The organism is Vibrio owensii, from assembly GCF_002021755.1.
Taxonomy (GTDB): domain Bacteria; phylum Pseudomonadota; class Gammaproteobacteria; order Enterobacterales; family Vibrionaceae; genus Vibrio; species Vibrio owensii.
On record NZ_CP019960.1, the window covers coordinates 1,517,406 to 1,531,543 of the forward strand.

General features: G+C 47.1%; 12 protein-coding genes. 5 read left to right on the forward strand and 7 right to left on the reverse strand.

The features are described from left to right. Nucleotides 1-14: 14 nt before the first annotated feature. Both A9237_RS23235 and A9237_RS23240 read left to right on the forward strand, forming a co-directional pair. Entirely contained in the window at nt 15-362 is a 348-nt protein-coding gene (locus tag A9237_RS23235) for a helix-turn-helix domain-containing protein (protein WP_009706181.1), read from the forward strand. 92 nt (nt 363-454) lie between these two features. Then, nucleotides 455-1,207 (forward strand): hypothetical protein, encoded by a 753-nt coding sequence (locus A9237_RS23240; RefSeq protein WP_078609804.1) that lies wholly within the window; start codon nt 455-457, stop codon nt 1,205-1,207. Between the two features lie 86 nt (nt 1,208-1,293). On the opposite strand, the gene A9237_RS23245 is transcribed toward A9237_RS23240, so the two are convergent. From A9237_RS23245 to A9237_RS23275, 7 genes are all read right to left on the reverse strand, one after another. After that, nucleotides 1,294-2,040, reverse strand: a complete 747-nt coding sequence (locus A9237_RS23245; protein WP_078609805.1) for a phosphatase — start codon at nt 2,038-2,040, stop codon at nt 1,294-1,296. Between the two features lie 26 nt (nt 2,041-2,066). Then, nucleotides 2,067-2,801 carry a nucleoside/nucleotide kinase family protein gene (locus tag A9237_RS23250; RefSeq protein ID WP_078609806.1) on the reverse strand — a complete coding sequence of 245 codons (735 nt, stop codon included), beginning with the start codon at nt 2,799-2,801 and terminating at the stop codon, nt 2,067-2,069. Nucleotides 2,802-2,810: 9 nt separating this feature from the next. Continuing rightward, nucleotides 2,811-3,329, reverse strand: a complete 519-nt coding sequence (locus A9237_RS23255; RefSeq protein WP_005435522.1) for an MltR family transcriptional regulator — start codon at nt 3,327-3,329, stop codon at nt 2,811-2,813. A gap of 59 nt (nt 3,330-3,388) precedes the next feature. Beyond that, a complete protein-coding gene (locus tag A9237_RS23260) occupies nt 3,389-4,660 on the reverse strand; it encodes a zinc-binding dehydrogenase (protein ID WP_039840322.1) in 1,272 nt (423 codons plus the stop codon). A 47-nt stretch (nt 4,661-4,707) separates the two neighbouring features. Continuing rightward, entirely contained in the window at nt 4,708-6,129 is a 1,422-nt protein-coding gene (locus tag A9237_RS23265) for a PTS mannitol transporter subunit IIBC (RefSeq protein WP_153303282.1), read from the reverse strand. A gap of 12 nt (nt 6,130-6,141) precedes the next feature. Next, a complete protein-coding gene (locus A9237_RS23270) occupies nt 6,142-6,585 on the reverse strand; it encodes a PTS sugar transporter subunit IIA (protein WP_005425097.1) in 444 nt (147 codons plus the stop codon). A gap of 475 nt (nt 6,586-7,060) precedes the next feature. Then, the gene (locus tag A9237_RS23275; protein ID WP_045483439.1) at nt 7,061-7,780 is read right to left on the reverse strand and encodes a GntR family transcriptional regulator; all 720 of its coding nucleotides are present in this window, start codon (nt 7,778-7,780) and stop codon (nt 7,061-7,063) included. Nucleotides 7,781-8,093: 313 nt separating this feature from the next. Between A9237_RS23275 and mngA the strand changes: the two genes are divergently transcribed. From mngA to manA, 3 genes are all read left to right on the forward strand, one after another. Then, nucleotides 8,094-10,028 carry a PTS 2-O-a-mannosyl-D-glycerate transporter subunit IIABC gene (gene mngA / locus A9237_RS23280; protein ID WP_005435514.1) on the forward strand — a complete coding sequence of 645 codons (1,935 nt, stop codon included), beginning with the start codon at nt 8,094-8,096 and terminating at the stop codon, nt 10,026-10,028. Nucleotides 10,029-10,184: 156 nt separating this feature from the next. After that, nucleotides 10,185-12,824: a mannosylglycerate hydrolase gene (mngB, locus tag A9237_RS23285; RefSeq protein ID WP_078609807.1), complete on the forward strand. Its 2,640-nt coding sequence runs from the start codon at nt 10,185-10,187 to the stop codon at nt 12,822-12,824. 115 nt (nt 12,825-12,939) lie between these two features. Then, entirely contained in the window at nt 12,940-14,133 is a 1,194-nt protein-coding gene (gene manA / locus A9237_RS23290) for a mannose-6-phosphate isomerase, class I (protein WP_078609808.1), read from the forward strand. Nucleotides 14,134-14,138 lie beyond the last annotated feature (5 nt).

Genomic DNA, 14,138 nt, shown 5'->3' on the forward strand with positions numbered 1-14,138 from the left:
TAAGGAGCGCGCCTATGCATGTAGACCCACTGATTGAAGTACTGATTGCTCGACGCAAAGAGAGAGGTATGTCGCGTGAGCAAATGGCAAAAGTCGCAGGGATGAGCGAAAAGACTTATCAAAGAATTGAGAGAGGCGAATCGGATTTAAAACTCTCCCAATATCGCTCCATTCTGCGTGCTCTCAACCTAACAGATTTAGATGTCGCCCTCGATGCTAGAGGGGTCGGTAACATCTCTGCAAGCGATGTTGCCTCAGCAGCGAGATTACTGTCACCAGAGGCACAATCCATGCTGACTAAGCTGATCTTCTTGGTGTTAGAACAGAAAGCCAACGAAAGCAAAAGCTCAACGAGAACATAAAGTCGTGCCCTAGACTCCTCAGTCAAACAAAGTTATGGTGAGCTAAACTTAAAGATTAGAGCTTCGGTACTCCAACCATGGGGGAAAGCATTATGAGAAGCATCTGGGTCATGATCACCGCCATCCTCTGCTTGCTGGGAGCAACAAGTCTGTCTGCACAACCGCAAGTGAAACCCGCGGTAAAGCCGATCACGCAGCCGGGCAATAAACACGATTTGCGACCAGTTAATCGCCCTCATAGGCCCATCAAGCCGCCCCACTATAATCGGCCACCTTATTACCGTCCGCCCTACTACAGACCTCCCTACTACCATCGACCGCCATATGTCGTTAGGCCACCGCGTTATCACTCGTCGTTTATCTATGTGAGACCGGGTTATTGGTATCCACCCTATCGTGGACGTTATTACTATTATCATAGCGATCTCGTCGGCATAGCGACCTTCGCCATTTTTGCAGGCATCACCTATGCCATCGTTCAAGACTCGTATTACCGTAGGAATGGAGACCGCTATGATTACGTTCGTTACCCACCAAGCGGTAACTACACGATTGTGAATGGAAACACCATCACGACGTCTTCCTCAACGTCGTCAAGCTATGCGCCATCATCAGGGCAAATTGTGTCTTCTTCGCCAAGTTCGAACACGCCGCGAGTCACGCATGTGGTTCCGGCGACAAAACCTGAACCTAGCCCTTACAAGCTTGGAGAGATCGTAGATTCACTACCTCACACGAAAGAAACGGTCGTCGTCGACGGACAGAGCTATTTCAAATACAAAAATACTTGGTTTGCTCCACTCAGAGCCGAGCGTAAGTTTGTTGTAGTGGAATCACCCCTGTAGTGCTTTATGTGCCCCCTTAAACGAACTAAACCCGCACGCTGCGGGTTTATGTTTGTTTGTAGATAGCCGTTTGAGTTACTCGCTTTTCAATAGAGTGCTTCGAACTCTGGAATCCTCGCTTTACCTCTCAGTAATAAGAAGTTCAAAAATCGGCTCGTCGACGTAGTGAGTATCTTCTCTTCATCCACACCATGCTTTTCAAGCAAAGCAATCGCCATGTCTAACTTAGAGATCTCTTCACAGAAGTGAGCATCCGACCCTGTACTGAAGTAAACGCCAATCTCTTTGCCAAGCTCGACAATGCGATCACAACGGGAATCACTGCCCTTGCGGCTTTTGCCTGTCAAAGATGTATTGTTAACTTCAATTGCGACATTGTGTTCTTTGGCACAGCGCAACACTTGCTCCATATCGAATGGATAGTTCGGATTACCCAAGTGGCCCAGAACATCCACTCTGCCGCTTTTAATCGCATTGATCAGGGCAGCGGTATGTTCAGCTTCGGTCGCGGGCTTGAATACGGGTTCATGGAAACTCGCAATCACCCAGTCAAGATGTTGGTCAGAGGACGCTGGTAAGTCTATCTCCCCTTTCACATTCAGCGTGTTGGCTTCTACGCCACGGAGAATACCTACATCGTGTAAAAAGCGGGGCAAAATTCTTTGATTGTTGAAATACCAGTAGTGAGGGGCTCCTGGCATCTCGGGAGCATGATCGGTGGTACAAAGAAGTTTTAGCCCCTTATTCTTGGCAGACAATGCGTTCTCTAGAATGGTGCTGTAAGCGTGTCCACTGGCAATAGTATGGGTGTGGCTATCAATCACGATATCCATGGTGACCTCCTGAGATTGTGGACGAACTATCGAATTTCGAACGAACCGTTTTGATTGAGAAACAACGATAAGTCAGCAGGAATCGAATGATTCAACACTTTATCAACGTTGACCGCATCTGAACGCAAGTAGAACTCCAAGGCGGCTTCTGGGTCTGTGCCACCACGGATCTTACGATTGACCAAACGCTCTTGTAGGAACTCCGCTTGAGTATCAATAAACACCGTAAAATCAGCCAAGCGATGCAGTTCTTTCCATACCGGTTCATCTAGCAACAACCAGTTGCCCTCGACGACGACAATATTGCGGTTAACCTGAATGGCATCATCAACCGGATCATGCAGGTTGCGGTCATAGTAAGGCCATTTGCTGTCTTTCACTTTAAGCTGTTTCAGCTTGTCGATAAGCTCGGTGAGATTGAACGTCTCGTAAGAGCCTTTAATGCTGCGCAGAGGGACAATGTCACCATTACGTTCAATGGTGTTGCTGTCGAGGATTTCGTTCGGGTAGTGAAAACCATCAAAAGGCAGAACCTGAAGTGGCTCTTGGTTTTCATCTTGTTCAGAGAGGTATTCCCAGAACGCAGCAAGGGTGGACTTACCGCTGCCCGGAGGGGCACACAAGAACACGACAATACGTTCCTGTTTCTCATGATATAGACGGGTAAACTTTTCGATAAGAGGTTGATGGATTCGCTTTACGTCGGCATCGGGAAAGGTAGCTTCGGTTTCAAAACCACTGACGTTTAAATTCACTTTCATGGTGAACCCTTATTGATTGATCTCCCCTTCGATTCTTTCTATCAACATTTCACATGACAGCTTCAACACTGTTTTGATGAGAGATTCATATCTCATTTGCGAAAAGGACTCAAACGAAGAGAACTTAAGCTGATTGATCGACTCAAGATAAAAGCTGTCTTGCTGAGAAGAGAGTACCGCTTGGTTTTTGATGAAGTCGTAAATTACGTCATCCGCAAATTCGACTTTCTCCGGTTGGCTAACCACGTACTCCAAGACCTGATCGTACAATCCGATATCGGCGTAAGTTTCCAAAGAGATTTTGCCCATCGCAAACATCAGCTTCGATACCACATCGGTCGTCACCAACGGACCGTCTTCTTTCAATAAAGGATCCACAGCATACTCCTTCACGAGATCGTCTTGGACGAACACACTCGGAAGTAATGCTTTTAACTTGAGGTTAATTATTTTGTTAGAAACCTGAAGAAACGCAGTCGCATTTTCGCACTCGTCCAGTTTCTCCAGTAATTCGTCTTCACGTGACAACGTATTATGACCTCTCCATTATGTGGCAGCGCAAAGGCTACCACACAAATTCGTTGCAACTAAACCGTTAAGCTCACGTCATAAAACTCAAGTAACGCTTTTTCTGCATGTGCGTTCCACACATAGTTATTCGCGTTCAAAATTGCGTCTAATTCGGCGAAGAACGGGTCTTGGTCTGCCAACGATAGGAAATCATCAATCGCGGTCAATGGCAGGTCGATGTGTGGGTAAATCAACTTCTTACCGCCTGGAATATCCAGTTGATTCAAAATCGTATGTGGCGCAGCTTGCAGACCACCAACGTGGGTGATCATGAACGATGGATTGATCTTACCTTGTGAAGACAAGTCGATAGATTCCACCATGTCGCCGGTCGAACCACCAGATGTACCCACAATGTGCGTTGATTCGTAATGCACGTTGTAGAAGTTAAACGGTACTTTGAATTTTTTATCGGTAGGGCCTGCGAAGAAGTTCAAGCAGCCATCGTTACCCAACAGCTCATCGGCTTGTTCTAACACTTGCGATACCGCTGCATACACCATCACATCGTCGTAGCCTTTGCCATCGTTCAGCGCTTTCAGATAAGTCACAGGATCATCGACTTGAGCTGTGTTCACGTAATGCAGTTCAATGCCCTGCTCTTTTGCTTTCTCAACCGGAATTAAGCACTCTGCTCGGTCCAAACGTGCGGCGTCGATGTCTGTTACCACAATCAACTTTGGCTTCACCGGACCATTAATCGCGTAGTCAATCGCGCCAATCCCCATAGGGCCAGCACACGCTAGTAGCGCTAATGCTCCGCCCTCTTTGATGCCCATATCGTGCTCGTACACGTATTGCGTAGTGTGGTAACTCGCATGGTAAGCACCGATGATGCATGACATTGGCTCAGCCAAAGACGCATCTGCAAAGTAGTCACCGTGGTAAGGCAGCACACAGCCTAAGTCGATAGCAATTTTAGGAATGATGGAATACGTTGCGTTGCCGCCAAAGGTTTCGTAGCTGTAACCCGCCGAGTAACCACTAGGCAAACCCATTGCTGGTTGTAGAACAAAGTAATCGCCTGCTTTGTATTGGTCTTTTAGGTTCTCACCGACTTCAACAATCACACCTGCGTATTCATGACCCGTCATCACTGGCACTTCATCAATGTTCTCAGGTACGCGTTTGTGTTTGCTACCCAACAATGCTGCTTTGTAAGTGGACAGACAAATGCTGTTTGAAATGTTTTTAACCAGAAGTTCATCGGCTGAAATGCTTGGCAAATCAAAGGTTCTTAGTTGAACGTCTTTCTCGCCACAGATAACCGCTGCCGTTGTTTGTACCATGATTTCTCTCCTAAATGGGGCGGTAGGTGCCACCCCATACTGCATTGTTAGGCTGGTTGCTCAGTCGCGACCGCTTGTTGCTTAATCGTATCCATCAGCTCATTGAGCGCTGGGTCATTGAGGAAGTTCTTAATCGTTACCACTGGCAAGCCTGTTGCTTTGATGGCTCGACTTTCTAAGCTTTCGTGCGTCACGACAATATCGGCTTCACTTGGGACTTTTTCGATAGCGAAGTTCTTCACTTCAATATCAATCCCGGCTTGAACTAACTTGCGTTTGAAGGTTGAAGCGCCCATCGCGCTTGAGCCCATACCCGCATCACAAGCGAATGCGACAAATGAAATTGGTTTGTTTACTTCTTGTGTTGCTGCAGCAACTGGTTTGATTGAGCCTTCCGCTTTCATGTCTTTCATATCAGAGACTGATTGTTCAAACTCGTCTTCTTTGTCTTCGGCTTTGCTCATCTTCAGAATCGCACTTGCGACAAGGAAGGAAACAATCGTTGCAGTTGTGACACCTGCGATGGTCGCTAGGAAGCTGCCTTTCGGTGTTAGTGCTAGGTAAGAGAAGATTGAGCCTGGACTTGGACCTGCTACCAAACCTGCATCAAGTAGGTTGAAGGTTGCGATACCTGTCGCTGCACCCGCAATCATCGCCAAGATCATGATTGGCTTCATTAACACGTACGGGAAGTACAGCTCATGAATACCACCGAAGAAGTGAATGATGATGGCACTTGGCGCAGAACGTTTAGACAGACCCTGACCAAACTTCGCGTAAGCCAGCAGCATACCAAGACCCGGACCTGGGTTAGATGCCACCATAAAGAAGATAGATTTACCTGTTTCAGCGGCCGCCTGCAGACCTAGTGGGTAGTAAATACCTTGGTCGATAGCGTTGTTTAGGAACAGCACTTTCGCAGGCTCGTTGATGATAGCGAGCAGAGGAAGGAATCCCGTTGCCACCAAGGCTTCGATGCCTGATTTCACAAACAAGTTTGCCGCTGTTACTGCCGGGCCAACAATCTCGTAGGCGAACAGGCACAGGAGCATGCCCACAATACCTAATGAGAAGTTGTTCACCACCATCTCAAAGCCAGAAGGAATACGGTGTTGGATTCGCTTATCCATTTGTACCACAACCCAAGCACTGAGTGGACCCATGATCATCGCGCCAACGAACATTGGGATGTCCGCACCAACGATAACACCCATGGTACCAATGGCACCGGCTACCGCGCCGCGTTTATCACCAACAATCTGACCGCCGGTATAACCGATCAACAGTGGTAATAAGTAAGTGATCATTGGACCAACAAGTTCCCCAAACGCTTCGTTTGGCATCCAACCTGTTGGGATAAAGAGTGCAGTAATAAAGCCCCAAGCGATGAAGGCTCCGATATTTGGCAGCACCATGGCGGTCAAATGACCCCCGAAGGCTTGCACATTGGCTCGCATGTTTGCTTTCACGTTATGTTCCTTTTAGTATGCTTTTATTATGTCTAGCACTTGTTCCTTAGATGAAGCTTGTGCCAGTTTTGCAATGTTCTCTTCGTCCACAAACATCTCGCTCAGCGCTTGAATCACCTCAATGTGGGTATCAGAGTCTTTTGCAGCTAGGGTAATAAGAATATTGGCAGGACCAAGGTCCGAACCAAAATCAACTGGTGAAGGGAAAATATGAATGCCCAAGCCCGTTTTTAGGACACCGGTTTCTGGGCGAGCATGTGGCATCGCCAGTCCAGGGCACAATACATAGTAAGGACCATTTTCTTCGGTCGATTGGATGATGGCATCCGCGTATTGCTGAGAAACGTAACCTTTGTCTTCTAGGTATTGCGTTGTCTTTTTAACTGCGTCTTGCCATTGGTAAGCGCGGTCATTAATAACATCTACTAGTTCGTGGTCGATTAATTCATACAGCATTTTTAAACCCTATCAACAGTTCGGTATCGATGGGTTAATTATCAATAAGAGTCGTAGAACCGCGCAAGCACGCCTCTTTTGTGCAACAAATCACAATTAAATGGCTGTCAATTTGTTTTAATGAACGTAGCTCAAAAATAGACAAAGAAAGTTAGCAACAAATTTTCTTTCAGCAACATGTCAATAGGCATAATTTGAACCTCCGCACCTATCCAAACATTTCTAGAAATTCGCAATAGTTTATCTCGATCACATTACAACTCTTGACTCGCTATTTATCGTGATTAAATTCAAACTTCATTTTCCACTAATTCGGCGCTAGTGAGTTTCAAACAGGGATAATCATCACACTTGTTTGCTAAAAGAAATCGAAACGTTGCTTAGTTTCAGCATAGAGCGAGCAGAAGGTCGGAAGAGAAAAGACACAAAAAACCCGCCGAGTGGCGGGTTTAAAATGAAATGCGTAATATCGCGCTTACGACTTATGACGTTTTGCCACCAGCGTAAACTTGTAGTCAGTCGATTTGAAGTAGTTGCGGCTGTATTCAAACACCACATCCCCTTGTAAGAAACCACGCGTGCGCTTTTCGATGATCGGCTCAGCCGGATCAATATCTAGCAACTCTGCAATGTCTTGCGGTGGCAATACCGGGATGATTTCTTGCTCACTGCGATCAATCACCATGCCCTTCTCTTTCTCGATAAAGTGGTACTTAGAACCTTGCATCACTTGGTAGGTGAGATCAGGGAACATCTCTGTCGGCAGCCAAGTTTCTTCTACCGTGATTGGGTTGTCATCAAGGTAACGAACACGTTTCACGTAAAAGACTTTGTCATCTTCATTAATGTTCAGCGCATCAGCCATCGTGAGCGATGCTTTGGTAATCTCGAACGCGACCACATCACTGTGCGTTACTGCATTTAGGTGCGCCCACTTCTCTGCAAAGCTGGTCTGCTGGTAAATATCGTAGTTAACCTTGTTCTCTTTCACATAGGTACCACTACCTTGCACACTCTCCAGTTCACCATTTTCAATCAGCAGTTTTAACGCTTGGCGAACCGTCACTCGGCTACAGGAAAATTCTTCGCGTAACTGAGCTTCGGTAGGAAGAGCGGTTCCTACTTTGTATTCGCCATCGCTGATCTTCTCGCGAATCGCATCCGCAATCTGGCGATACATTGGCAGTCTTGCCATGTTTACCTCTATAAAAACAATACAAATGACCATTCAAGTGAACTTGTTTGAGACAACTCAAGAACTGAGCACACTGGAGTGAACTATCATTGCAAGAAAGACTTGGTTTATGAGCTCTATAATACGAATTCAGGTCAACATGACAAGCACTTGTTCGCATATCGGCATACAAAAACAAGCCAAAACAATACAACAATAATACATATTTTAATTCAACTGCGATCCTGATCACGGATCATTTGTATTTAAAAGGTATTATTCACATCATTGTTGAATGCACAACAATGTCGAATGTGACAATGGGACAAAAGTTATGAAATTAACCTCTCTTACAAACCCATCGCTGATAAACCTACAAACGACGTTCGAAAGTCGTGACGCAGCGATTCGTGCACTTGCCGACCAGCTAGACCAGCAAGGCAAACTGCATAACAAGGAAGAATACCTACAAGCAGTGTTTGCTCGTGAAGAGCAAGGCCCAACGGCGCTAGGCGAAGGCTTAGCAGTACCGCACGGTAAGACAGATGCAGTAAAAGAGGCGGCGTTTGCCGTAGCCACACTAAAACAAGACTTAAAGTGGCAAGGTCTGGATGAAGACGAAGACGTAAACCTGATCTTCCTAATCGCAATTCCAAATGCGGAAGCAGGTTCAACACACATGCACCTGTTGACCGAACTGACCACAACGTTAGTGGATGACGATGTTCGTGAAGCAGTGCTCAATGCTACAAATGTAGAACAAATTTTCGCTTTGCTTGATGGTCAAGCAGAGCAAGAAGAAAAACAAGACCAATTAGATACAAATGCACCAACTATCGTTTGTGTGACGGCTTGCCCTGCGGGTATTGCACACACCTACATGGCAGCAGAATACCTAGAGAAGACAGGTAAGAAGCTGGGTTACAACGTGCATGTTGAAAAGCAAGGCGCAAACGGTATTGAAGATCGCCTGACTGCTGAACAGCTCAACAGTGCAACAGCGGTCGTTTTCGCGGCTGAAGTGGCAATCAAAGAGTTAGAGCGTTTTGACGGTATTCCTCGTGTAGAAGTGCCAGTTGCTGAGCCGATCAAACACTCTGAGCGCATTCTTAACGAAGCAGTTGAAGCAGGTAAAGCAGGTCGAAGCGCTGGTGCTGCAGTTGCAACCAACGACAAACCGAAGAAGCTACCACTTAAAACTGAACTGAAACAAGCACTGCTATCAGGTATCTCTTACGCAGTTCCTCTTATCGTTGCTGGCGGTACCGTACTTGCTGTTGCCGTGCTATTGGCACAAATGTTCAATCTACAAGATTTGTATGCAGAAGAAGGCTCTTGGTTGTGGATGTACCGCAAGCTAGGTGGTGGTCTACTGGGTACATTGATGGTTCCTGTACTGGCGGCATACACCGCTTACTCATTGGCAGATAAACCAGCGCTTGGCCCAGGCTTTGCCGCAGGTATTGCCGCAAACCTTATCGGCTCTGGCTTCCTTGGTGGTGTTGTCGGTGGTTTGATTGCTGGTTACGTCATGCGTTGGGTAAAAGAAAACGTACGTCTAAACCCTGCGTTCAACGGCTTCCTAACCTTCTACCTATACCCGGTTATCGGTACTTTGGTTGCTGGCTCGTTGATGCTGTTCGTTATTGGTAAACCTGTTGCTTGGCTAAACCAAGGTTTGACGGACTGGCTAAACGGCATGTCTGGTACCAACGCCCTACTTCTAGGCGCAGTAATTGGTTTATTCGTATCGTTCGACCTTGGCGGTCCAGTTAACAAAGCCGCTTACGCATTCTGTCTGGGTGCAATGGCGAACGGTGTTTACGGCCCATACGCTATCTTCGGTTCGGTGAAAATGGTCTCTGCGTTCACGGTAACGGCTTCAACCATGCTTGCACCTCGCCTGTTCAAAGATTTTGAAATCGAGACGGGTAAATCGACTTGGTTGCTTGGTCTAGCAGGTATCACTGAAGGTGCGATTCCAATGGCTATCGAAGACCCAATCCGCGTTATTGGCTCGTTCCTACTTGGCTCTGTCGTAACAGGCGCAATGGTGGGTGCTGCTGGCGTAGGTCTATCGACTCCAGGTGCAGGTATCTTCTCAATCTTCCTACTACACGATGCAGGTCTAGGCGCATTCACGGCTGCGGCAATCTGGTTTGGCGCTGCGCTGATTGGTGCAACTATCTCGACCATCACTCTCATCATGTGGCGAGCACACGCAGTAAAAAAGGGCAAATTTGTCACTGAGGCTGCTGCTCAGCCATAAGCCGAATCATTCATAGATTCGCTCAACACAAACTTTGCGCGTGGGATTTCTGCGCCCTAAATATTCGTCGGCAAGCATAAACGCCGAAAAAACGAATAGAAAACAATCAAATTTAAAACAAATTAACGGCAATTATTGCCTAAGACGGTAAAAGTTATGACTACATCTCGCGTTCATATTACTCCTCACATGCACTGGGATCGTGAATGGTACTTCACTACAGAAGAGTCTCGCATTCTGCTAGTGAACAACATGGAAGAAATCATGACTCGTCTGGAAAACGATCCAGACTACAAATACTACGTTCTAGACGGTCAAACCGCAGTTCTGGAAGATTACTTCGCAATCAAACCAGAAAACAAAGAGCGCGTACGTGAGCTAGTACAAGCTGGCAAACTGATTGTTGGCCCTTGGTACTCTCAAACGGATACGATGCAAGTATCTGGCGAATCTATCGTACGTAACATGCTTTACGGATTACGTGACTGTCTAGCGCTAGGCGAGCCAATGAAGATTGGTTACCTACCAGATTCATTCTCTATGAGCTCTCAGCTACCAGCTATCTACAACGGTTTTGGCATCAATCGCGCGATGTTCTGGCGTGGTTGTTCAGAGCGTCACGGCACAGATAAAACCGAATTCTTGTGGCAATCAAACGATGGCAGCGAAGTCTCTGCGCAAGTACTGCCATTGGGCTACGCGATTGGTAAATACCTACCGCAAGACGAAGAAGGTCTGCGCGCACGTCTAGATAAATACTTCCCAGTGCTAGAAAAGCCGTCGGTAACCAAAGACATCTTACTACCAAACGGTCACGACCAAATGCCTATCCAAAAAGACATCTTCGAGGTGATGGATAAGCTACGTGAAATCTACCCAGACAAAGAATTCAAAATGAGCCGCTTTGAAGAAGTGTTCGAGCGTATTGAAGCCGAGCGCGATCAGCTTGATACCATCAAAGGCGAGTTCAACGACGGTAAATACATGCGTGTTCACCGTACTATTTCTTCAACGCGTATGGACATCAAACTGATCCACGCAGAAGTAGAAAACAAGATCGTAAACATTCTTGAGCCATTAGCGTCTATCGCATGGACACTGGGCTTTGAATACCACCACGGTCTAATCGAGAAGATGTGGAAAGAGAGCATGAAGAACCACGCTCACGACTCGATTGGCTGCTGCTGTTCAGACAAAGTACACGCAGAGATCTTGAACCGTTACATCCTTGCTGACGACATGGCGACCAACCTGATCAACTTCTACAAACGTAAGATTGTTGACCACATGCCTGCACGCGAAGGTTGCGACAAGCTAGCACTATTCAACCTATCGCCATACGCTCGTGAAGAAGTGGTAAACACCACCATCACTATCCGTGCAGAACAGTTCAACCTGTTTGATGAAAACGGCACGCCAGTTGAGTACTTCATCCAAGATCAACGCGTAATCGATCCAGGTAAGATTGACCGTCAAATCGTTCACTACGGTAACTACGACCCGTTCATCGAATACGACATTCAAATCAAACACACTGTGCCAGCAATGGGCTTCACTACCCTACACATTCAAGCGAATGAGAAAGGCACGCAAAAAGTGGCTGAGCAGAAGGAGTTCCTGCTAGAGAACGAATTCTACCGCATCAACGTAAACGCAAACGGCACTCTGAACATCTTCGACAAAGAGACAGAGCACCTTTACGAACAAGCACTGCGCATTGAAGACGGCTCTGACGATGGCGACGAATACGACTACTCACCTTCGCGTAAAGAGTGGCTACTGTACTCTGACGAATTCGATGCAGAAGTGAATGTGAAGCACGAAGGTTTCCAATCTGTGGCAACCATCAAGCTGCGCATGAACTTGCCTGAGAACCTACAACAACGTGAAGAGCGCACAGGTCAAAACGGTTACCTAGACGTGAACTGCCAAGTGGTTCTAAAACAAGGTACACGCCGCATTGAAGTTCGCATGGAGTTGGATAACCAAGCTGACGACCACCGCGTTCGCGTATTAGTACCAACACCGTTTGTGTCTGAAACCGTGGTAGCAGACAACCAGTTCGGTCTGATCACTCGCCCAACGAACGATCCAGAGATGGCGAACTGGGAAGCAGACGGCTGGAAAGAAGCACCAGTGCCGGTTTACCTGCTAATGAACTTTGCTGCGGTTGAAAACGCACAAGGTGGTATGGCGCTAATGAGCAACGGTCTGCGTGAGTTTGAAGTGATTTCAAGCCAAGGCAATGAAGAGCGTGACACATTCGCCCTAACCCTTCTGCGTGGTATCGGCGTGTTGGGTAAAGAAGAGCTGTTGCTTCGTCCGGGTCGTCCATCTGGTATCAAGATCCCGACGCCAGATTCACAAGTACGCGGCAAGATCGTTTGTGAGTTCGCACTGTTTGGTTTTGCGGGCAACCACATCGAAGCAAACGTAATGGCAGCGGCGCGTGACAACGTGACCCCAATCCAGTGCTACAACAAGATCCCTTACAACGCGATGAAGCTGAACGTAGGCGAGCAAAACCTACCACTAACGCACAGCTTGCTAAACAAATCGCTTGAAGGCGCGGTACTGAGCGTACTGAAGAAGGCAGAAGACGAGGATGCACTCATCCTGCGCGTCTACAACCCATCAGAGAGCGAAGTGATTAACGACACAGTGGCATTTACCTCAGAAGTAACGTCATGGAAAGAAACACAGCTAGACGAGAAAGTGCTATCAAACGAAGTGGACACAGCATCGTTCGGCACGCTGAAGCCGTGTCAGGTTAAGTCTTTCCAAGTGAAGTTCTAATCCGGTTCTCAGGATAAGGTCATCAACTAGATAACCCGTCCAAACCGACTCAGGCTTGCTCTCATCGTGGGGCAAGCCTCTCCTCTTCTTTCGTTCCAATCAAGAGAATATCGCCATGCAACACGCTCTATTCAAACTGGACAATGTGATTCAAAACTACGCTTGGGGCAGCCATACCTCGATTCATGATTTATTCGGCATCGACAATCCAGCAAACGAGCCACAAGCAGAAATCTGGATGGGTGCTCATCCAAACGGCTGTTCAAAGCTTGCTGACACCAAACAACTGTTGTCAGAAGTCATTAACCAAAACAAAACGCAATCGCTGGGTGATTACACCGCGGCACGTTTTGGTGAACTGCCATTCCTATTCAAAGTCCTGGCCGCTGAAACGCCGCTGTCTATCCAAGTACACCCTAGTAAGCACAAAGCGGAAATTGGCTTCGCTCGTGAAAACGAACAAGGCATTCCACTTAATGCTGCCAACCGTAACTACAAAGATCCAAACCATAAACCGGAGCTGGTTTACGCGCTGACATTTTACAAAGCGATGAACGGCTTCCGCCCAATTGAGCAGATCTTATCTCTGTTTGAGCAAGCGAACATCACTGCTCTAGAGACTGAAATCAACGCACTGAAAGCCACACCAAACAGTGAAGGTCTAAAAGTGTTCTTCTCAGCAATTATGTCGTTAGAAGGCGAACGCAAACAGCAGGCTTTGAATGAGCTATACGCAAGCTTAGAGCGCCCTACGAAAACCACTATGGCACGAGAAGCTTACGGTTATATTCAAGACTTCCGTCAGCATTACGCGGACGATATTGGTCTGTTTTCGCCATTGATGTTGAACACGATTGAACTCGCTCCGGGCGAAGCAATGTTCCTCCATGCAGAAACGCCACACGCATACGTTCAAGGGACAGGTTTGGAGATCATGGCGAACTCAGACAACGTGCTGCGCGCTGGCTTAACACCTAAGTACATCGACGTTGCTGAGCTTATCGACAACACCATCTTCAACGCGATTGACCCAGAACAAATCAAGCTCGCACCCGTGCATAAACAAGGCAAGCTTAGTTACCCAATTCCGGTGGATGATTTCGGCTTTGAAGTGATGGCTGTTGAAGGCACAGCAACGACTCAATTCGTGCGTAGCGCAGAGATTTTGTTTTGTATCGAAGGGGAAATCTCGGTTTCTAGCCAAGACGATCACATCACATTGAAAGCGGGTGAATCGGTTTTCGTCTGCAACAACTCAGTAAAGTACGTTTGCCAGGGTCACGGCACCTTAGCTCGCGCCTTTAACTGATTGGC

Bases quoted from the DNA above. Each gene is read 5' to 3' on its own strand.
- A9237_RS23235 (WP_009706181.1), top strand. From the start codon at position 15: ATGCATGTAGACCCACTGATTGAAGTACTGATTGCTCGACGCAAAGAG.
- A9237_RS23240 (WP_078609804.1), top strand. From the start codon at position 455: ATGAGAAGCATCTGGGTCATGATCACCGCCATCCTCTGCTTGCTGGGA.
- A9237_RS23260 (WP_039840322.1), bottom strand. From the start codon at position 4,660: ATGGTACAAACAACGGCAGCGGTTATCTGTGGCGAGAAAGACGTTCAA.
- A9237_RS23275 (WP_045483439.1), bottom strand. From the start codon at position 7,780: ATGGCAAGACTGCCAATGTATCGCCAGATTGCGGATGCGATTCGCGAG.
- A9237_RS23270 (WP_005425097.1), bottom strand. From the start codon at position 6,585: ATGCTGTATGAATTAATCGACCACGAACTAGTAGATGTTATTAATGAC.
- A9237_RS23245 (WP_078609805.1), bottom strand. From the start codon at position 2,040: ATGGATATCGTGATTGATAGCCACACCCATACTATTGCCAGTGGACAC.
- manA (WP_078609808.1), top strand. From the start codon at position 12,940: ATGCAACACGCTCTATTCAAACTGGACAATGTGATTCAAAACTACGCT.
- mngB (WP_078609807.1), top strand. From the start codon at position 10,185: ATGACTACATCTCGCGTTCATATTACTCCTCACATGCACTGGGATCGT.
- mngA (WP_005435514.1), top strand. From the start codon at position 8,094: ATGAAATTAACCTCTCTTACAAACCCATCGCTGATAAACCTACAAACG.
- A9237_RS23250 (WP_078609806.1), bottom strand. From the start codon at position 2,801: ATGAAAGTGAATTTAAACGTCAGTGGTTTTGAAACCGAAGCTACCTTT.